The sequence below is a fragment of the Sanguibacter keddieii DSM 10542 genome (genome assembly GCF_000024925.1).
GTDB lineage: Bacteria > Actinomycetota > Actinomycetes > Actinomycetales > Cellulomonadaceae > Sanguibacter > Sanguibacter keddieii.
This window is the reverse complement of record NC_013521.1, coordinates 3299456-3320351: the sequence shown is the minus strand read 5'-3', so window position 1 is coordinate 3320351 and position 20896 is coordinate 3299456. Positions and strand designations below refer to the sequence as shown.

Here is a 20896-nt window from a genome sequence, read left to right as displayed (position 1 = left end):
GGACCCCAGGATCGTCAAGAGGAGGAGGAGAGGCGTGCCGACACGTGCCCGCGGAGGCCGTCGACCGCACGAGGTGGCGGTTCCCGGGACCGGTTAGACCCTGACGGCCGCGTCGCGTACAGTATTCCTTCGGTGGATGACTGCCACCGTAGTTCGAGCGTGCCCCGCCCCACGGGACAGAGCACAGACGGACCGCCGGTGGTCATGACTCCGTCGAAGGGTAGTGGCGCAATTGGTAGCGCAGCGGTCTCCAAAACCGCAGGTTGCAGGTTCGAGTCCTGTCTGCCCTGCTTGGTGTCCTCGTCGGTCGTCGACCGGGCCTGGGCGCAATCCTCGTCTGATTCGAGGAGATGGGTCATGGGCACGTGAACAGGCAAGCCACGACGTAGGGATGAACCAGTGAGCGATTCCGCAGCCGGAGCGGCCAGCGCCGAGGGCGCCGGTGTCGGCGGCGAGAAGAAGAGCACGAAGGCCTCGCCCTCCAAGGGCAACATCTTCGCTCGCATCGCCCTCTTCGTCCGCCAGGTGGTCGCCGAGCTCAAGAAGGTCGTCACCCCCACGCGGTCCGAGCTCTGGAACTACACGCTCGTCGTGATCGTCTTCGTGCTCGTCTGCATGGCCTTCGTGCTCGCGCTCGACTACGTCATCAACAAGGGCGTCTTCTGGGTCTTCGGCTAGGCCGAGCGACCGCCCGGTCCGCCGGTGCGGTCCAGAACATGACGCGCGGAGCTCACCGAGAGCCGCGCGTCGTACGTCCATCAGGGAAGTAGTCCGGGCCCATCTCGGATCGTCAGTAGAAAGCAGGTTGACACGTGTCTCAGGAGTCGTTCGAACCGACGGAGGAGATCGTCGACGCCGTCGCGGGCGACGCTGAGAGCGCCGACGCGGACGTCGCGGTCACCGAGCTCGACGACCAGCCGACCGAGGAGACCGTCGCCGACGACGAGACCTCGACCGACAGCGTCGACGACGAGGTCACCGAGAGCCCAGCCGACGAGTCCGCCTCCGACGCCGAGGCGTCGGTCGACGACGAGGACGAGGACCCGGTCGAGTCCTTCAAGCGCGAGCTGCGCAGCAAGCCCGGCGACTGGTACGTCATCCACTCGTACGCCGGCTACGAGAACCGCGTGAAGGCGAACCTCGAGAACCGCATCCAGAGCCTCAACATGGAGGACTACATCTTCCAGATCGAGGTGCCGATGGAAGAGGTCACCGAGATCAAGAACGCGCAGAAGAAGATCGTCCGCCGCGTCCGGATCCCCGGCTACGTCCTCGTCCGCATGGACCTCACCGACGAGTCCTGGGGCGCCGTGCGTCACACCCCCGGCGTCACCGGCTTCGTCGGCCACACCCACCAGCCCGTCCCGCTGACCCAGAACGAGGTCTTCGGGATGCTCGCGCCCCTCATCGCCCCCAAGGCAGAGGCCGGCGCCAAGGGCAGCGGTTCCGCCCCGGCGATCGAGGTCGACTTCACCGTCGGCGAGTCGGTCACCGTCACGGACGGACCCTTCGACACGCTGCCTGCCACCATCTCCGAGATCAACGCCGAGGGCCAGAAGCTCAAGGTGCTGGTCTCGATCTTCGGCCGGGAGACCCCGGTCGAGCTGTCGTTCAGCCAGGTCGCCAAGATCTGAGCCGTCCGGCGAGGGACGTGTGCCACCCAGGCTCCCGTCAACAACTGAGTCAGAAGACACGAAGGACCCGATATGCCTCCCAAGAAGAAGGTATCTGGGCTGATCAAGCTCCAGATCCAGGCCGGTGCTGCCACGCCGGCACCCCCGATCGGACCCGCGCTCGGACAGCACGGCGTCAACATCATGGAGTTCTGCAAGGCCTACAACGCGGCCACCGAGTCGCAGCGCGGCAACGTCGTGCCGGTGGAGATCACGGTCTACGAAGACCGCACCTTCACCTTCATCACGAAGACGCCGCCGGCAGCAGAGCTCATCAAGAAGGCCGCTGGCGTGGACAAGGGCTCGCCCACCCCGCACACGGTCAAGGTCGCGACCCTCACGTCCGCACAGGTCCGTGACATCGCCACCACCAAGCTCGAAGACCTCAACGCCAACGACCTCGACGCAGCGTCGAAGATCATCGCCGGCACCGCCCGCTCCATGGGCATCAAGGTCGAGGGCTGAGAAGCCTTCCCCCTCACTTTTCATCGACCGTCGGCCCAGCCGGCGGCCAGTGGCAGGGTCCGCGCGGACCCGTAGACCACGACTGCAGCTAGGAGAACCAGCAGATGGCAACGCGCAGCAAGGCATATCGCACTGCGGCCGAGAAGATCGACCGCGACAACCTGTACACCCCCCTCGAGGCCGTCCGCCTCGCGAAGGACACCTCGGTGACCAAGTGGGACGCGACCGTCGAGGTCGCCTTCCGCCTGGGCGTCGACCCTCGCAAGGCCGACCAGATGGTCCGTGGGACCGTCATCCTCCCGCACGGCACCGGCAAGACCGCTCGCGTCCTGGTCTTCGCCACGGGTGAGCGTGCCGAGCAGGCCCGCGCGGCCGGCGCCGACGTCGTCGGTGGCGACGAGCTCATCGACCAGGTCGCAGCCGGTTTCACCGACTTCGACTCGGCCGTCGCGACCCCTGACCTCATGGGCAAGGTCGGACGCCTCGGAAAGGTCCTCGGACCCCGTGGCCTCATGCCGAACCCCAAGACGGGCACCGTGACCATGGACGTCGCGAAGGCCGTCTCGGAGATCAAGGGCGGAAAGATCGAGTTCCGCGTCGACAAGCACTCGAACCTCCACTTCATCATCGGCAAGGTGTCGTTCTCCGAGGAAGCCCTCGTGGAGAACTACGCAGCCGCGATCGAAGAGGTCCTCCGTCTGAAGCCGTCCGCATCCAAGGGCCGCTACATCTCGAAGGCCACCCTGACGACGACGATGGGCCCCGGCATCCCCGTGGACCAGTCGAAGACGACGAAGCTGCTCGGCGACGACGAGTCCTGAGTCGCACCTAGCACCACGACGAGGCCGGATCCCTGCGGGGGTCCGGCCTCGTCGGCGTCCGGGGTCGGCGCAGGTGGACGGGGGAGGGGTGCGGGGGAGCGGCTTCTTGCCGGCCTGGTGGGCTCGCTCACGGTGGTCGTGAGCACCCCTCTGGGCGTGTAGTATTCATCTGTACCCAAGACCGCAGGTCGTCGGTCGCGCCCTTCACGGGCACGGCAGATCGAAGTCCCGTCGCAGACGGAGGCCAGCGCAGGTGAGTGTGATCGAGCCGGACCTCGTCCGGGACTTGTGAGCCCCGCGCCTGCGCGGGGCTCTTTTTGTGTCCGGGGCGGGAGCCGGATTCCCGGCGAGACGTGCGGCACCACCATCGGAAGGATTGCCATGGCGAGGCCGGACAAGGCAGCCGCAGTCGCAGAGCTCACGGACCTGTTCCGCGAGTCCAACGCTGCAGTGCTGACCGAGTACCGCGGGCTCACCGTCGCGCAGCTCAAGCAGCTGCGTCGGTCGCTCAGCGGCAACGCAACCTACGCCGTGGTGAAGAACACGCTGACCGCAATCGCGGCCAAGGAAGCCGGCGTCGAGGGTCTCGACGCCGACCTCGCCGGTCCCTCGGCAATCGCCTTCGTCTCCGGTGACCCGGTCGAGGCTGCCAAGGGTCTGCGTGACTTCGCCAAGGCGAACCCCCAGCTGGTCATCAAGGCAGGAGTCCTCGACGGACGCCCGCTGACCGCTGAGGACATCAACAAGCTCGCGGACCTCGAGTCCCGCGAGGTGCTCCTGGCCAAGGCCGCGGGCGCATTCAAGGCGTCGCTCTTCCAGGCGGCGTACCTGTTCACTGCCCCCGCATCGCAGGCTGTGCGCACCATCGACGCCCTGCGCGAGAAGCAGGCTTCGCAGGAGAGCGCTGCCTGACCCTTCCCTCACGGGACAGGTCGGTCGACGCACACACATCACCCTCTGCTTCACGCAGGACAACTAGGAAGGAACGCCACCATGGCGAAGCTCACCACCGAAGAGCTCATCGAGGCTTTCAAGGAACTCACCCTCATCGAGCTCTCCGAGTTCGTGAAGGCGTTCGAGGACACCTTCGAGGTCACCGCAGCGGCCCCCGCCGCCGTCGCCGTCGCCGGCCCGGCTGCTGCCGCCGCTGAGGCCGTCGAGGAGAAGGACGAGTTCGACGTCATCCTCGAGGCTGCTGGCGACAAGAAGATCCAGGTCATCAAGGAGGTGCGCGCCCTCACGAGCCTCGGTCTCAAGGAGGCGAAGGACCTCGTCGACGGTGCTCCGAAGCCGGTCCTCGAGGCCGCCAACAAGGAGACCGCCGAGAAGGCCAAGGCTGCCCTCGAGGGCGCCGGCGCCACGGTCACCCTCAAGTGATCTGAGCCTCCGGGCTCGGGCCGCCTAGACGCCTGGCGTCTTGCGCGGACCACATCGCGCGAGAAGGCCCGCACCCTCACGGGGTGCGGGCCTTCTCGTCTGCTCTCTTCTCGCGCGCATCCGGCACCGGTCAACCGGGGAACCTGCCGGTCACCCTGTGCGCGCCTCGACCGGGTTGCGCGTTCTTGGCCCGGTCGGCTATGCTATCGCTTTGCGCTGGCGTGTGCCTGCGAAGCCACTCACGGAACCGACTGGAACGGTCCGCGACCCTCGGGGAGAGCTCCGAGCCCGTCTCGGCATCTGACCTGAGAATCCGTGAGCCCCCGGGGCTGCCGTGAAACCACGGCCGTGACAGGGACCCAGGTGTCGATGACACCACAAGGGTGGACGACCAGGCTCACAAGCGCAACAGCGTGCACTCGATCCGCAGGGAAGGACCCCTCTTGGCTGCCTCGCGCACCCCTTCTGCTCCGTCCGCCGACGCAATCGCGAACCGCACCGCATCTCGGCGCGTCTCCTTCGCCAAGATTTTTGAGCCGCTCGAGGTCCCCGACCTCCTCGGCCTCCAGACCGACAGCTTCGACTGGCTCCTGGGCAACGAGAAGTGGCGCGCGCGTGTCGCGGCAGCCATGAAGCTCGGCACCCAGGACGTGCCGGAGACCTCCGGGCTGGAAGAGATCTTCGAAGAGATCTCCCCGATCGAGGACTTCGGCTCCTCGATGTCACTCTCGTTCTCCAACCACCGCTTCGAGCCCCCGAAGCACACGGCGGAGGAGTGCAAGGAGAAGGACTTCACCTACGCGGCGCCTCTGTTCGTCACCGCGGAGTTCTTCAACTACAACACCGGCGAGATCAAGAGCCAGACGGTCTTCATGGGTGACTTCCCCCTGATGACCGAGCGCGGCACCTTCATCATCAACGGCACCGAGCGCGTCGTCGTCTCGCAGCTCGTCCGTTCGCCCGGCGTGTACTTCGAGCGCGCGGCCGACAAGACCAGCGACAAGGACATCTTCTCCGCGAAGATCATCCCGCAGCGTGGTGCCTGGCTCGAGTTCGAGATCGACAAGCGCGACGCCGTCGGCGTCCGCGTCGACCGCAAGCGCAAGCAGTCGGTCACCGTCCTCCTCAAGGCCCTCGGCCTCACGGAGTCGGAGATCCGCGAGGAGTTCGCGGCCTTCCCCGCGATCCTCGACACCCTCGAGAAGGACAACGTCACGACCGAGGAAGAGGCGCTCGTCGACCTCTACCGCAAGATCCGTCCGGGCGAGCCGCCCACGGTCGAGGCCGGTCGCTCGCTCCTCGAGAACTTCTACTTCAACTCCAAGCGCTACGACCTCGCGAAGGTCGGCCGCTACAAGGTGAACAAGAAGCTCGGCATCGACGCGCCGCTCGCCGACTCGGTCCTGACCGTCACCGACATCGTCAAGACGATCAAGTACCTCGCGGCCCTGCACGCCGACGTCACCGCGCTCGACGGCGTCAAGAACGGCGAGGCCGTCGAGGTGCGCGTCGAGACCGACGACATCGACCACTTCGGCAACCGTCGTATCCGCGCCGTGGGCGAGCTCATCCAGAACCAGGTCCGCACCGGCCTGTCGCGGATGGAGCGCGTCGTGCGCGAGCGCATGACGACCCAGGACGTCGAGGCCATCGCCCCGCAGACCCTGATCAACATCCGCCCCGTCGTGGCGTCGATCAAGGAGTTCTTCGGGACGTCCCAGCTGTCGCAGTTCATGGACCAGAACAACCCGCTCGCCGGCCTGACGCACAAGCGTCGTCTGTCCGCGCTGGGCCCGGGTGGTCTGTCCCGCGACCGCGCCGGCATGGAGGTCCGTGACGTCCACCCGTCGCACTACGGCCGCATGTGCCCGATCGAGACCCCTGAGGGCCCGAACATCGGCCTCATCGGCTCGCTCGCGTCCTTCGGTCGCATCAACCCCTTCGGCTTCATCGAGACGCCGTACCGCAAGGTCGAGAACGGCAAGGTCTCCGACGACGTCGTGTACCTCACGGCCGACGACGAGGACCGCTACGTCATCGCCCAGGCGAACACGGAGCTCAACGAGGACGGCTCGTTCCGCCAGGAGCGCGTCCTGGTCCGCACCAAGGGTGGCGAGACGGACGACGTCCTCGGCTCCAACGTGGACTACATGGACGTCTCCCCGCGCCAGATGGTGTCGGTCGCGACCGCCCTCATCCCGTTCCTCGAGCACGACGACGCCAACCGCGCGCTCATGGGCGCCAACATGCAGCGCCAGGCCGTGCCGCTGGTCCGCTCGGAGGCTCCCTTCGTCGGGACCGGCATGGAGCGTCGTGCCGCGATCGACGCCGGTGACGTCATCGTCGCCACCAAGCCCGGTGTGGTCACCGAGGTCTCCGCAGACCTCATCGTCGTCGCCAACGACGACGCGACCACCACGAGCTACCGCGCCGCGAAGTTCCGCCGCTCGAACCAGGGGACCTCCTACAACCAGCGCGTGCTGGTCGACGAGGGTGCCCGCGTCGAGGTCGGCTCGGTCCTCGCCGACGGCCCCGCGACGGACGAGGGCGAGCTCGCGCTCGGCCGCAACCTGCTCGTCGCGTTCATGTCGTGGGAAGGCCACAACTACGAGGACGCGATCATCCTCAGCCAGCGTCTGGTCCAGGACGACGTCCTCTCCTCGATCCACATCGAGGAGCACGAGGTCGACGCCCGCGACACGAAGCTCGGCCCGGAGGAGATCACCCGGGACATCCCGAACGTCTCCGAGGACGTCCTGGCCGACCTCGACGAGCGCGGCATCATCCGCATCGGCGCCGAGGTCAGCTCGGGCGACGTGCTCGTCGGCAAGGTCACGCCCAAGGGCGAGACCGAGCTCACCCCGGAGGAGCGCCTGCTGCGCGCCATCTTCGGCGAGAAGGCCCGCGAGGTCCGCGACACGTCCCTCAAGGTGCCCCACGGCGAGTCCGGCACGGTCATCGAGGTCCGCACGTTCAACCGTGAGGACGGCGACGAGCTGCCCGCCGGTGTCAACGAGCTGGTCCGCGTGTACATCGCCCAGCGACGCAAGATCACCGCGGGCGACAAGCTCGCCGGCCGTCACGGGAACAAGGGCGTCATCTCGACGATCCTCCCGGTCGAGGACATGCCGTTCCTCGAGGACGGCACGCCCGTCGACATCGTCCTCAACCCCATGGGTGTCCCGGGACGAATGAACGTCGGTCAGGTGCTCGAGGTCCACCTCGGGTGGATCGCGGCGCAGGGCTGGGACGTCGACCTCGCGACGGAGGGCGACCTCTCCTGGAAGGAGAACGTCCCCGCGGTCGCGTCGACGTCGAAGCCCCGCAACCCGGTCGCCACGCCCGTGTTCGACGGTCTCCAGGAGAACGCCCTCTCGGGTCTGCTCCAGAGCACCCTCCCGAACCGCGACGGCGCACGCATGGTGCAGCCCGACGGCAAGGCACGCCTCTTCGACGGCCGCTCCGGCGAGCCGTTCCCCGAGGCCGTGGCCGTCGGCTACATGTACATCTTGAAGCTCCACCACCTGGTGGACGACAAGATCCACGCGCGCTCGACCGGTCCGTACTCGATGATCACCCAGCAGCCGCTCGGCGGTAAGGCCCAGTTCGGTGGCCAGCGCTTCGGTGAGATGGAGGTCTGGGCCCTCGAGGCGTACGGAGCCGCGTACACCCTGCAGGAGCTCCTCACCATCAAGTCGGACGACGTCCCGGGCCGTGTCAAGGTCTACGAGGCGATCGTCAAGGGCGAGAACATCCCCGACTCGGGCATCCCGGAGTCCTTCAAGGTCCTCCTCAAGGAGATGCAGTCGCTGTGCCTGAACGTCGAGGTGCTCTCGAGCGACGGTGTCTCCATCGAGATGCGCGAGTCCGACGACGACGTGTACCGCGCCGCTGAAGAGCTCGGTATCGACCTGTCGCGTCGCCCGAACGCAGCAGCGAGCATCGACGAGATCTGATCTCGGTGACGGGCGGGGGTGCGTAGTCCCTCGAGGGACCACCACCCCCGCCCCATCCGACACCCTGTAGCACCTCCACCGCGCCGGTCCGGGACACATCCCGACCAGGCCGGCAGACGAAGGAAGTAGGACCACCTTGCTCGACGTCAATGTCTTCGACGAGCTGCGTATCGGACTGGCCACGGCAGACGACATCCGCACCTGGTCGCATGGCGAGGTCAAGAAGCCTGAGACCATCAACTACCGCACCCTCAAGCCCGAGAAGGACGGACTCTTCTGCGAGAAGATCTTCGGCCCGACCCGGGACTGGGAGTGCTACTGCGGCAAGTACAAGCGCGTGCGCTTCAAGGGCATCATCTGTGAGCGCTGCGGCGTCGAGGTGACGCGCTCGAAGGTGCGTCGCGAGCGCATGGGCCACATCGAGCTCGCCGCTCCCGTCACCCACATCTGGTTCTTCAAGGGCGTGCCGTCCCGCCTCGGCTACCTCCTCGACCTCGCGCCGAAGGACCTCGAGAAGGTCATCTACTTCGCCGCGTACATGGTGACGTCGGTCGACGTCGACGGCCGCCAGGAAGACCTCCCGAACCTCCAGAACGAGATCGACCTGGAGAAGAAGGAGATCACCGACCGTCGCGACAACGACATCGAGACGCGCGCACGCCGCCTCGAGTCCGACCTCGCCGAGCTCGAGGCCGAGGGCGCCCGCGCCGACGCACGCCGCAAGGTGCGCGACTCCGCCGAGCGCGAGATGGCTCAGCTGCGCAAGCGTGCTGACGCCGAGCTCGAGCGCCTCGAGCAGGTCTGGGACAAGTTCAAGAACCTCAAGGTCGCCGACCTCGAGGGCGACGAGATGCTCTACCGCGCCCTCCAGGACCGCTACGGCAACTACTTCGAGGGTTCGATGGGTGCCGCCGCGATCCAGAAGCGGCTGCAGGACTTCGACCTCGACGCCGAGGCGACCTCGCTGCGCGAGATCATCCGCTCGGGCAAGGGCCAGAAGAAGACCCGTGCCCTCAAGCGCCTCAAGGTCGTCAACGCCTTCCTCACGACGACCAACTCGCCGACCGGCATGGTCCTCGACGCCGTCCCGGTCATCCCGCCGGACCTGCGTCCGATGGTGCAGCTCGACGGTGGACGTTTCGCGACGTCCGACCTCAACGACCTGTACCGCCGCGTGATCAACCGCAACAACCGCCTGAAGCGCCTCCTCGACCTCGGTGCGCCCGAGATCATCGTCAACAACGAGAAGCGCATGCTCCAGGAGGCCGTGGACTCGCTGTTCGACAACGGTCGTCGTGGACGTCCGGTCACCGGGCCGGGCAACCGCCCGCTCAAGTCGATCTCCGACATGCTCAAGGGCAAGCAGGGTCGATTCCGCCAGAACCTCCTCGGCAAGCGTGTCGACTACTCGGGCCGTTCGGTCATCGTGGTCGGTCCGCAGCTCAAGCTGCACCAGTGCGGCCTGCCGAAGCAGATGGCGCTCGAGCTCTTCAAGCCCTTCGTCATGAAGCGCCTCGTCGACCTCAACCACGCGCAGAACATCAAGAGCGCCAAGCGCATGGTCGAGCGCGCGAAGTCTGCCGTGTGGGACGTCCTCGAAGAGGTCATCACCGAGCACCCCGTGCTGCTCAACCGTGCACCCACCCTGCACCGCCTGGGCATCCAGGCCTTCGAGCCTCAGCTCGTCGAGGGCAAGGCCATCCACCTGCACCCGCTCGTCTGCGCGGCGTTCAACGCCGACTTCGACGGTGACCAGATGGCTGTCCACCTGCCGCTGTCCGCCGAGGCCCAGGCCGAGGCGCGCATCCTCATGCTCTCGAGCAACAACATCCTCAAGCCGTCCGACGGTCGCCCGGTCACCATGCCCTCGCAGGACATGATCATCGGTCTGTACCACCTGACGAGCGACAAGGTCGACCCGGTCGGCGAGGGACGCGCGTTCAGCTCCGTCTCCGAGGCCGTCATGGCCTTCGACCAGGGCAGCCTGGACCTCAACGCGGTCGTCACGATCCGCATGGAGGGCCTCGTCCCGCCGGTCTCCGGCTTCGAGGCGCCCGAGGGCTGGGTCGAGGGTGAGCCCATCCTCTTCACCACGACGCTCGGCCGTGCGCTCTTCAACGAGCTGCTGCCGGTCACGTACCCGTACGTCAACTCCGTCGTCGACAAGAAGCGCCTGTCGCAGATCGTCAACGAGCTCGCCGAGACCTACCCCAAGGTCGAGGTCGCGGAGTCGCTCGACGCGCTCAAGGCCGCCGGCTTCCGCTGGGCCACACGCTCGGGCATCACCATCTCGATCTCCGACGTCGCGACGCCGAAGGCCGAGAAGGCCGCCATCCTCGAGGCGCACGAGTCCCGTGCCCTCAAGGTGCAGCAGCAGTTCGACAAGGGACTGATCACCGACGACGAGCGCCGCCAGGAGCTCATCGAGATCTGGACCCAGGCCACCGACAAGGTCGCGAAGGCGATGCAGGAGAACTTCCCTGCACGCAACACGGTCTACCGGATGGTCGGCTCGGGTGCTCGTGGTAACTGGATGCAGGTCCGTCAGATCGCCGGTATGCGTGGTCTCGTGGCGAACCCGAAGGGTGAGATCATCCCTCGCCCGATCAAGTCCAACTACCGTGAGGGCCTCTCGGTCCTCGAGTACTTCATCGCGACGCACGGTGCTCGTAAGGGTCTGGCCGACACGGCTCTGCGTACCGCAGACTCGGGCTACCTGACCCGTCGTCTCGTCGACGTCTCGCAGGACGTCATCGTCCGCGAGGACGACTGCGGGACCGAGCGCGGTCTCACGCTCCCCGTGGGCGAGGACCTCGGCGACGGTCGCCTCGTGCGGCACGGCAAGGTCGAGCAGAGCATCTACTCGCGCACCCTGGCCGCCTCGGTCGAGGTCGACGGGACCGTGCTCGGCGCTGCTGGTGAGGACGTCGGCGACGTGCTCATCGACGCGCTGCTCGCTGCCGGCGTCACGACGCTCAAGGTGCGCTCCGTGCTCACCTGCGAGTCGCAGGTCGGCACGTGCGCCAAGTGCTACGGCCGCTCGCTCGCGACCGGCAAGCTCGTCGACATCGGCGAGGCCGTCGGCATCATCGCAGCCCAGTCGATCGGTGAGCCCGGTACGCAGCTGACCATGCGTACCTTCCACACCGGTGGTGTGGCGTCGGCCGACGACATCACGCAGGGTCTGCCGCGTGTCACCGAGCTGTTCGAGGCCCGTACCCCCAAGGGTGAGGCCCCGATCGCGGAGTACTCCGGCAAGATCACGATCGACGACTCCGAGCGCACCCGTCGGATCGTCCTCACCCCCGAGGACGGCTCTGAGGAGATCGCCTACCCGGTGACCAAGCGCTCGCGCCTGCTCGTCGAGGACGGCCAGGACGTCGTCGTCGGCACCCAGCTCGTCCAGGGTGCTGTCGACCCGAAGAAGGTCCTGCGCATCCTCGGACCGCGTGCCACCCAGAAGCACCTGGTGGACGAGGTCCAGGAGGTCTACGGGTCGCAGGGTGTGGACATCCACGACAAGCACATCGAGGTCATCGTGCGGCAGATGCTGCGTCGCGTGACCGTGCTCGACTCGGGTGACTCCATCCTCCTCCCGGGTGAGCTCGCCGAGCGTGGTCGCTTCGAGAACGCGAACCGTCAGGCTGTCGCCGAGGGCGGTCAGCCGGCCTCGGGTCGTCCGGAGCTCATGGGCATCACGAAGGCGTCGCTCGCGACGGACTCGTGGCTGTCCGCGGCCTCGTTCCAGGAGACCACCCGCGTGCTCACGGAGGCCGCCATGAGCGGTCGCCGCGACCCGCTGCTGGGCCTCAAGGAGAACGTCATCCTCGGAAAGCTCATCCCTGCCGGTACGGGCCTGCCCCGCTACCACGAGGTCACGGTCGAGCCCACCGAAGAGGCGAAGGCCGAGCTGTACCCGAGCTTCGGGTACGACGAGATCGACTTCCCGGCGCTCGGCATGGGCTCCGGCGAGGCCATCCCGCTCGAGGACATCGACTTCGGCCCGGACTTCCGCTGAGCCGAGCGTGATGTAGGCAGTACCGCATGACACGGCGGGGCGGTCCCTCAGGGGGCCGCCCCGCTCTGCTGCGCCCAGGACCTCGACGTCCCGCGGGTCGGCCGTCCGAGGGCGTTGCGGGGATGTGCTGGGGGCGTTCTGGGGGCGCTGGTAGCGCGCTGCGGGACGCTGACCGGCGACATTGACCTCCTGGCCCCCTCCGGGTAGTGTTGAGCACCGTGCCCGTGCTCTCGGGCCATCGCGCGTCTCTCGACGTCCTCCGCTGATCGCCAGCAGCTCGCTGCTCAGGCTCGACGGGTGGAGGCCTGGGGATACCGGTCAGCAGACCGGCCGCGACGGCCTCCAGACGCGGCGGGCTTTTCCGGGTCGACGCTCAGCGTCGGGCTGGACCATCGAGCCGGTGGTACGTGGCGTAGTGCAGCTGATGCTGTGGTGCCCGTCGTGCACCCAGCCCGGACACAGACCAGCAACGCATGCCACAGCCAGCACCGAGATCATCTCGGTGGGCTCGAGTAGACACGGAGACGCAGTGCCCACGATTCAGCAGCTCGTCCGCAAGGGGCGGACATCGAAGGTCTCGAAGTCCAAGACCCCTGCCCTCAAGGGCTCGCCCCAGCGACGCGGTGTGTGCACCCGCGTCTACACCACGACCCCGAAGAAGCCGAACTCCGCGCTCCGCAAGGTCGCCCGCGTGAAGCTCTCCTCCGGCGTCGAGGTCACCGCCTACATCCCCGGTGTCGGCCACAACCTCCAGGAGCACTCCATCGTGCTCGTCCGCGGCGGTCGTGTGAAGGACCTCCCCGGTGTTCGCTACAAGGTCATCCGCGGCGCGCTCGACACCCAGGGTGTCAAGAACCGCAAGCAGGCTCGCAGCCGTTATGGCGCGAAGAAGGAGAAGAGCTGAGATGCCTCGTAAGGGTCCGGCCCCGAAGCGGCCACTCGTCATCGACCCGGTCTACGGATCGCCGGTCGTCACGCAGCTGATCAACAAGGTTCTCCTCGACGGCAAGAAGTCGACCGCTGAGGCGATCGTCTACGGTGCCCTCGAAGGTGTGCGCGAGAAGACCGCGGGTGACCCCGTCGTCGTGCTCAAGCGTGCGCTCGAGAACGTCCGCCCCGCCCTCGAGGTGCGCTCGCGCCGTGTTGGTGGAGCGACCTACCAGGTGCCCGTCGAGGTCCGCCCCGCGCGCGCCACGACGCTCGCCCTGCGCTGGCTCACCGACTACTCGCGTGCCCGTCGCGAGAAGACGATGACCGAGCGCCTCATGAACGAGATCCTCGACGCGAGCAACGGCCTCGGTGCCGCGGTCAAGCGTCGCGAGGACATCCACAAGATGGCCGAGTCCAACAAGGCCTTCGCGCACTACCGCTGGTAATGGTGCACCGGTGCCCCGAGGTACTCCCTCGGGGCACCGGGCCATCCGCTGCCCTCCCTCGTGGGGCCGGCAGTCTCTTGTCTCGCTCCGTCCCCCATCAGTAAGAGGTAAACCGTGGCACAGGACGTGCTCACCGACCTGAACAAGGTCCGCAACATCGGCATCATGGCCCACATCGACGCCGGCAAGACGACGACCACCGAGCGGATCCTGTTCTACACCGGGGTCAACTACAAGATCGGTGAGACCCACGACGGCGCATCGACGACTGACTGGATGGAGCAGGAGAAGGAGCGCGGCATCACCATCACGTCCGCGGCCGTGACCTGCTTCTGGAACAAGAACCAGATCAACATCATCGACACCCCCGGCCACGTGGACTTCACGGTCGAGGTGGAGCGCTCGCTCCGCGTCCTCGACGGCGCTGTCGCCGTCTTCGACGGCAAGGAGGGCGTCGAGCCCCAGTCCGAGACCGTCTGGCGCCAGGCCGACAAGTACAACGTCCCCCGCATCTGCTTCGTCAACAAGATGGACAAGCTGGGCGCGGACTTCTACTTCACCGTCGACACCATCGTCAACCGCCTCAAGGCGAAGCCGCTGGTCATCCAGCTGCCCATCGGGTCCGAGAGCGAGTTCACCGGCGTGGTGGACCTGCTCGAGATGAAGGCTCTCATGTGGCGCGGAGAGACCAAGATGGGCGAGGCGTACACGACCGAGGAGATCCCGGCCGACCTCCTGGAGAAGGCGCAGCAGTACCGCGCCCAGCTCATCGAGGACGTCGCCGAGTCGAGCGAAGAGCTCCTCGAGAAGTACCTGGGCGGCGAAGAGGTCACGATCCCCGAGATCAAGACCGCGATCCGCGCGCTCACCGTCGCCGGCGAGGCCTTCCCGGTCCTCTGCGGCTCGGCGTTCAAGAACAAGGGCGTCCAGCCCATGCTCGACGCCGTCATCGACTACCTCCCGTCGCCCCTCGACGTGCCGGCCATCGACGCCCACGACGTGCGTGACTTCGAGAAGGTCATCGAGCGCCACCCCGACGCCACGGAGCCGTTCGCGGCTCTCGCGTTCAAGGTCGCGGCCCACCCGTTCTTCGGCAAGCTGACCTACGTCCGCGTGTACTCCGGCAAGGTCGAGCCCGGCGCACAGCTCCTCAACTCCTCCAAGGGGAAGAAGGAGCGCCTGGGCAAGATCTTCCAGATGTACTCCAACAAGGAGAACCCGGTCGCCTCGGCGAGCGCGGGACACATCTACGCGGTCATCGGCCTCAAGGACACCACGACCGGTGACACCCTCACCGACGTGTCGAGCCCGGTCGTCCTCGAGTCGATGACCTTCCCGGAGCCCGTCATCGACGTGGCCATCGAGCCGAAGACGAAGGCCGACCAGGAGAAGCTCTCGGTCGCCATCCAGAAGCTCGCCGAAGAGGACCCGACCTTCCGCGTCAAGCTCGACGACGAGACCGGCCAGACCGTCATCGGCGGCATGGGCGAGCTCCACCTCGACATCCTCGTCGACCGTATGCGTCGCGAGTTCAACGTCGAGGCCAACGTCGGCAAGCCGCAGGTCGCGTACCGCGAGACGATCCGCCGCACGGCGGAGAAGATCGACTACACGCACAAGAAGCAGACCGGTGGATCGGGTCAGTTCGCCAAGGTGCAGGTCACCTTCGAGCCCCTCGAGACGACCGACGGCGAGCTGTACCAGTTCGTCAACGCTGTCACGGGTGGTCGTATCCCTCGCGAGTACATCCCCAGCATCGACGCCGGTATCCAGGCGGCGATGAACCAGGGTGTCCTCGCAGGCTTCCCGCTCGTGGGCGTCAAGGCCACGGTCATCGACGGCGCGTACCACGACGTGGACTCGTCCGAGATGGCGTTCAAGATTGCCGGCTCGATGGTCCTCAAGGAGGGCGTCAAGCGGGCTGACCCGGTTATCCTTGAGCCGGTCATGGCAGTTGAGGTCCGTACTCCTGAGGAGTACATGGGTGACGTCATCGGCGACATCAACTCGCGACGCGGGATGATCCAGTCGATGGAGGACGCTACCGGCGTCAAGGTCATCCGGGCCCAGGTGCCGTTGTCAGAGATGTTCGGGTACATCGGAGACCTGCGGTCGAAGACCCAGGGTCGTGCGGTGTACTCGATGCAGTTCGACAGCTACTCCGAGGTTCCTCGGAACGTTGCCGAAGAGATCATCAAGAAGACCCGGGGCGAGTGAGTCCCCACAGGTCGAACCGCAGTATCACCACCATCAACCTGTAGCGACCCGCACGCCCCGCAGGTACGACGCTCTCACGAGCTAGTATCTGCATCGTTCGGCACGACTACCCAAGTCCCAGGAGGACCCCAGTGGCGAAGGCCAAGTTCGAGCGGACCAAACCGCACGTCAACATCGGAACCATCGGTCACGTTGACCACGGCAAGACGACGCTGACGGCGGCGATCTCCAAGGTGCTGCACGACAAGTTCCCGGACGTGAACCCTGAGTTCAAGTTCGACGAGATCGACAAGGCACCGGAAGAGAAGCAGCGCGGTATCACGATCAACATCGCGCACATCGAGTACGAGACGGGCAAGCGCCACTACGCGCACGTCGACGCTCCCGGTCACGCTGACTACATCAAGAACATGATCACCGGTGCCGCTCAGATGGACGGCGCGATCCTCGTGGTCGCGGCGACCGACGGCCCGATGGCTCAGACCCGTGAGCACGTTCTGCTCGCCCGCCAGGTTGGTGTCCCCTACCTGCTGGTCGCGCTGAACAAGGCCGACATGGTCGAGGACGAAGAGATCCTCGAGCTCGTCGAGATGGAGGTGCGTGAGCTCCTCTCCGCTCAGGGCTTCGACGGCGACAACGCCCCGGTCATGCGCGTCTCGGGCCTCAAGGCTCTCGAGGGCGACGCTGAGTGGGTCAAGTCCGTCGAGGACCTCATGGAGGCCGTGGACGAGAACGTCCCCGACCCGCTCCGTGAGCTCGACAAGCCGTTCCTCATGCCCATCGAGGACGTCTTCACGATCACCGGTCGTGGAACCGTCGTCACCGGCAAGGTCGACCGCGGAACGCTCGCGGTCAACTCCGAGGTCGAGATCGTCGGAATCCGCCCCGCGCAGAAGACGACCGTCACCGGCATCGAGACCTTCCACAAGTCCATGGACGAGGCACAGGCCGGCGACAACACCGGTCTCCTCCTCCGCGGCATCAAGCGCGAGGACGTCGAGCGCGGCCAGGTCGTGGTCAAGCCCGGCTCCATCACGCCGCACACCGAGTTCGAGGCTCGCGTCTACATCCTTGCCAAGGACGAGGGCGGGCGTCACAACCCGTTCTACTCGAACTACCGTCCGCAGTTCTACTTCCGCACCACGGACGTCACCGGCGTCATCACGCTGCCCGAGGGCACCGAGATGGTCATGCCTGGCGACAACACCGAGATGACGGTCGAGCTCATCCAGCCGATCGCCATGGAAGAGGGCCTCGGCTTCGCTATCCGTGAGGGTGGCCGCACCGTTGGATCGGGCCAGGTCACCAAGATCCTCAAGTGATCTAGTGCCTAGCTGTTCCAGCTAGCTCCACCGAAGACCCGGCAGTCACCCGACTGCCGGGTCTTCGCGCGTCCAGACCCGTTCCCCCTCCCATGCCCCTGGCGCGCCCGCACGACCCTCTGCGGAGGGGTGCACGGTCGCGGCACGAGCATGAGGGGGAGCGGCGACTCGAGCGCCGGGGGATCTGTTCTGTGGATATCCGTTCCGGGCAGTGGCTGGGTGGGACGGTGGTGCCATGGACCTGGCGACTCTCGAGGCTGTCCGTGCGGTAGCCGCACGGCTCCCGGTGGTGACGGCTGCCGACGTGGCCCGTCGCGGGCTCGACGGGATGGACCTGCGTGCTGCGTGCCTGGCAGGTGAGCTGGTCCGCATCCGTTTCGGCGCCTACACCTCGGCGCGCACCTGGGCCTCGCTCGACGCCCTCGAGCAGTACCGGCTACGGGTCCTCGCAGCGGGACGGGCCTTCAAGGACCCGATCTTCAGCCACGACTCGGCGGCCGCCCTGTGGCGTCTCCCGCGGGTGGGTGCCTGGCCGGCAGGGATCCACGTGAGCGCCCCCGAGGGACGTGGGGCGCGGTCCGTCCCTTCGGTCCGGAGGCACGCGGTCTCGGTCGCGCCGAGCACCGAGCAGGTGGAGGGACTCCGGACGACGACGGCGGCGCGGACCGTGGTCGACATCGGCCGGTCATGGTCGTTCTCTGCTGCGCTCTCCGCGGCTGACCATGTGCTGCACACGGGTCTCGCGAGCGCTGAAGAGCTGCGAGGGGAGCTGCAGGCCATCGGCACGAGTCCAGGGTCGCGGCGTGCCCGTCGGGTGGTGCTCTCCTCCGACGGTCGGGCGGAGTCGGTCGGGGAGTCGCTCAGCAGGGCCCGGATGACGGAGCTCGGGCTTGCTGCGCCTGTTCTCCAGCACGAGGTCGTCGACGGCCAGGGGACGATCGGCAGGGTGGACTTCTGGTGGCCGGGCCTCGGGCTGGTGGGTGAGTTCGACGGCCGCCTCAAGTACCGGGTCCACGGCATCGGAGACCGACGGCTCGTCGAGGAGCGGGTGTGGGCGGATTAGGTCCGAGAAGACCGGCTGCGGAGGGCCGGTCTGCGGGTGGTGCGGTGGACCTGGGACACCGCTCTCGACGCGTCGGCACTCGCCGCACGCCTGGCCACCGCAGGCCTGCACCCCCAGTGACCCCCACCCCCCTCTCATGCTCGTGGCGCGAGGACTGGTACCTCCGCGGAGGGTGATGCCGACGCGCCTCGGGCATGAGAGGGGGAGCGGGGGTGGGGGTGGGCGGGGTCACGGTTGGCTTTTCGGGGTCGGCGTGGCAGACTAGTCAAGTTGCCTGTTACGGGCGCGCTCATTCTCAAGTCGAACAGTGTGTTGAACCGCGGGCCCTCCCAGACGAGGGCCGCATCCGTGTGTTGAGCTCTCTGTTCGTCGACAGATCGAGGCGCCACGGGACCCCGGTTCCGCACAGGTGAGAAGACGTTGTGATCAGCTCTGCGTCGTCCGGCTCTGCACAGGGCCTACGAGCAGCAGCGGTTCACATTTCCAACGGCCCCGTACCACGCAGTGGTGCAGCGCGAGCGGCTGTCGCCCAGAGCGACACGCCCGAGCGCGGGGGTCGGACAGTTCGAGAGAAAGAGTCAGACGACGCCATGGCGGGACAGAAGATCCGCATCCGGCTCAAGTCCTACGACCACGAGGTCATCGACAGCTCGGCGCGCAAGATCGTCGACACGGTGACACGCGCTGGTGCGACGGTCGTGGGCCCGGTGCCGTTGCCGACGGAGAAGAACGTGTTCTGCGTTATCCGTTCGCCTCACAAGTACAAGGACAGCCGCGAGCACTTTGAGATGCGCACGCACAAGCGGCTCATCGACATCATCGATCCCACGCCGAAGGCGGTCGACTCGCTCATGCGTCTCGACCTGCCCGCGGACGTGAACATCGAGATCAAGCTCTGAGGCTGGGGGAGGACATAACTATGGCTACCCAGCAGAACGAACGGCCCGTGACGGCCGTGCTCGGAACCAAGCTCGGGATGACCCAGGTCTGGGACGAGGCAGGACGCCTCGTTCCCGTGACCGTGGTCCAGGTCGGCACCAACGTGGTGACCCAGGTCCGTACCGCTGAGCTCGACGGCTACGCAGCCGTCCAGCTCGCCTACGGCCAGATCGACCCGCGCAAGGTCTCGCAGCCGCTGAAGGGTCACTTCGAGAAGGCCGGGGTCACCCCCCGCCGTCACGTGACCGAGATCCGTACGTCCGACGCCGGCGAGTTCACGCTCGGCCAGGAGCTCACCGCCGAGGCCTTCGCCTCCGGCAGTGTCGTCGACGTCATCGGCACCACCAAGGGCAAGGGCTTCGCCGGAGTCATGAAGCGCCACGGCTTCCACGGAGTCGGCGCGTCCCACGGTGCTCACAAGAACCACCGCAAGCCCGGCTCGATCGGTGGGGCCTCGACCCCGTCGCGCGTGTTCAAGGGTGTGCGCATGGCTGGTCGGATGGGTGTTGACCGTCAGACCACGCAGAACCTGACCGTTCACGCGGTCGACGCCGAGAAGGGCCTGCTGCTCGTCAAGGGTGCAGTGCCCGGTCCTAAGGGCGGCGTCGTCCTCGTGCGTAGTGCCGCGAAGGGTGCGTGAAGACATGTCTGAAACGCTCACCGTCGACGTCATCGACGCCAAGGGCAAGAAGGCCGGCACCGCCGACCTCCCCGCCGAGGTGTTCGACGTCCAGACGAACATCCCGCTGATCCACCAGGTCGTCGTCGCGCAGCTCGCTGCAGCCCGTCAGGGCACGCACGACACCAAGAACCGCGGCGAGGTCCGCGGTGGTGGACGCAAGCCGTACAAGCAGAAGGGGACCGGCCGCGCCCGTCAGGGCTCGACCCGTGCTCCTCAGTTCGCCGGTGGTGGAGTCGTCCACGGCCCCACGCCTCGCGACTACTCCCAGCGCACCCCCAAGAAGATGAAGGCTGCTGCTCTCCGCGGCGCCCTCTCCGACCGGGCTCGCGCCGGCCGTATTCACGTCGTGACCGGCTTCGGCATCGACGGCTCGCCGTCGACCAAGCAGGCTCTCACCTCGCTGGCCAACCTCGCTCCTCGTCGCAACGTCCTCGTTGTGCTCGAGCGCGGTGACGAGCTCACGGTGAAGTCGCTCCGCAACGCTGAGCAGGTGCACCTCCTGGTCGCTGACCAGCTCAACACCTACGACGTGCTCGTCTCTGACGACGTGGTCTTCACCAAGGGCGCGCTCGACGCGTTCCTCGCTGGGCCCACGACTGGTTCTTCGGTCAAGGCCGTCGCGACCGAGTCCGAGTCGGCACAGCTCGCGAAGGAGGACGCCAAGTGAGCACCACCGTCCAGAAGGACCCGCGCGACATCCTGATCGCACCGGTCCTCTCCGAGAAGAGCTACGGCCTGCTCGACGAGGGGAAGTACACCTTCCTCGTCGACCCGCGGGCGAACAAGACGGAGATCAAGATCGCCATCGAGAAGATCTTCGATGTCAAGGTCGCCTCCGTCAACACGATCAACCGCAAGGGCAAGACCCGGCGGACCCGTTTCGGTATCGGCAAGCGCAAGGACACCAAGCGTGCAATCGTCTCCCTCCGCGAGGGTTCGATTGACATGTTCGGTGGCCCGGTCGGCTGAGCCGGCCGAGAGCAGATT

At 66.8% G+C, this 20896-nt stretch carries 17 protein-coding genes and 1 tRNA gene; all 18 read left to right on the top strand.

Features of this window, described 5'->3' with window-relative positions; all coding sequences use genetic code 11:
- Window positions 1-217: 217 nt before the first annotated feature.
- The 18 genes from SKED_RS14675 (at window position 218) to rplW (ending at window position 20878) form a co-directional block, all read left to right on the top strand.
- Window positions 218-290 (top strand) — tRNA-Trp (locus SKED_RS14675).
- A 109-nt stretch (window positions 291-399) separates the two neighbouring features.
- Complete coding sequence (secE, locus tag SKED_RS14670; RefSeq protein WP_012867959.1) at window positions 400-678, top strand: preprotein translocase subunit SecE; 279 nt, start codon at window positions 400-402, stop codon at window positions 676-678.
- 134 nt (window positions 679-812) lie between these two features.
- Window positions 813-1634, top strand: coding sequence for a transcription termination/antitermination protein NusG (gene nusG, locus SKED_RS14665; RefSeq protein ID WP_012867958.1), 822 nt, complete (start codon window positions 813-815; stop codon window positions 1632-1634).
- Window positions 1635-1706: 72 nt separating this feature from the next.
- The gene (gene rplK, locus SKED_RS14660; protein ID WP_012867957.1) at window positions 1707-2138 is read left to right on the top strand and encodes a 50S ribosomal protein L11; all 432 of its coding nucleotides are present in this window, start codon (window positions 1707-1709) and stop codon (window positions 2136-2138) included.
- Window positions 2139-2242: 104 nt separating this feature from the next.
- On the top strand, window positions 2243-2959 hold the full coding sequence (rplA, locus tag SKED_RS14655) for a 50S ribosomal protein L1 (protein ID WP_012867956.1): 717 nt from the start codon (window positions 2243-2245) through the stop codon (window positions 2957-2959).
- Window positions 2960-3340: 381 nt separating this feature from the next.
- Window positions 3341-3871, top strand: coding sequence for a 50S ribosomal protein L10 (gene rplJ / locus SKED_RS14650; protein WP_012867955.1), 531 nt, complete (start codon window positions 3341-3343; stop codon window positions 3869-3871).
- A gap of 81 nt (window positions 3872-3952) precedes the next feature.
- On the top strand, window positions 3953-4336 hold the full coding sequence (gene rplL / locus SKED_RS14645; RefSeq protein ID WP_012867954.1) for a 50S ribosomal protein L7/L12: 384 nt from the start codon (window positions 3953-3955) through the stop codon (window positions 4334-4336).
- Between the two features lie 443 nt (window positions 4337-4779).
- Window positions 4780-8292 (top strand): DNA-directed RNA polymerase subunit beta, encoded by a 3513-nt coding sequence (gene rpoB, locus SKED_RS14640; protein WP_012867953.1) that lies wholly within the window; start codon window positions 4780-4782, stop codon window positions 8290-8292.
- Window positions 8293-8428: 136 nt separating this feature from the next.
- Entirely contained in the window at window positions 8429-12310 is a 3882-nt protein-coding gene (locus tag SKED_RS14635; protein ID WP_012867952.1) for a DNA-directed RNA polymerase subunit beta', read from the top strand.
- Window positions 12311-12839: 529 nt separating this feature from the next.
- Window positions 12840-13214, top strand: coding sequence for a 30S ribosomal protein S12 (gene rpsL, locus SKED_RS14630; protein WP_012867951.1), 375 nt, complete (start codon window positions 12840-12842; stop codon window positions 13212-13214).
- Between the two features lies 1 nt (window position 13215).
- On the top strand, window positions 13216-13686 hold the full coding sequence (rpsG, locus tag SKED_RS14625; protein ID WP_012867950.1) for a 30S ribosomal protein S7: 471 nt from the start codon (window positions 13216-13218) through the stop codon (window positions 13684-13686).
- A 114-nt stretch (window positions 13687-13800) separates the two neighbouring features.
- Window positions 13801-15903: an elongation factor G gene (gene fusA, locus SKED_RS14620; RefSeq protein WP_012867949.1), complete on the top strand. Its 2103-nt coding sequence runs from the start codon at window positions 13801-13803 to the stop codon at window positions 15901-15903.
- A gap of 131 nt (window positions 15904-16034) precedes the next feature.
- The gene (gene tuf / locus SKED_RS14615) at window positions 16035-17225 is read left to right on the top strand and encodes an elongation factor Tu (RefSeq protein ID WP_012867948.1); all 1191 of its coding nucleotides are present in this window, start codon (window positions 16035-16037) and stop codon (window positions 17223-17225) included.
- Window positions 17226-17460: 235 nt separating this feature from the next.
- Window positions 17461-18288, top strand: coding sequence for a type IV toxin-antitoxin system AbiEi family antitoxin domain-containing protein (locus SKED_RS14610; protein WP_012867947.1), 828 nt, complete (start codon window positions 17461-17463; stop codon window positions 18286-18288).
- Between the two features lie 590 nt (window positions 18289-18878).
- Window positions 18879-19187, top strand: a complete 309-nt coding sequence (gene rpsJ, locus SKED_RS14605; RefSeq protein WP_012867945.1) for a 30S ribosomal protein S10 — start codon at window positions 18879-18881, stop codon at window positions 19185-19187.
- Between the two features lie 20 nt (window positions 19188-19207).
- The gene (rplC, locus tag SKED_RS14600) at window positions 19208-19867 is read left to right on the top strand and encodes a 50S ribosomal protein L3 (protein ID WP_012867944.1); all 660 of its coding nucleotides are present in this window, start codon (window positions 19208-19210) and stop codon (window positions 19865-19867) included.
- Between the two features lie 4 nt (window positions 19868-19871).
- A complete protein-coding gene (gene rplD, locus SKED_RS14595) occupies window positions 19872-20576 on the top strand; it encodes a 50S ribosomal protein L4 (RefSeq protein WP_012867943.1) in 705 nt (234 codons plus the stop codon).
- Window positions 20573-20878 (top strand): 50S ribosomal protein L23, encoded by a 306-nt coding sequence (gene rplW, locus SKED_RS14590; RefSeq protein WP_012867942.1) that lies wholly within the window; start codon window positions 20573-20575, stop codon window positions 20876-20878. Before rplD ends, rplW begins: the two co-directional genes overlap by 4 nt.
- Window positions 20879-20896: the final 18 nt, after the last annotated feature.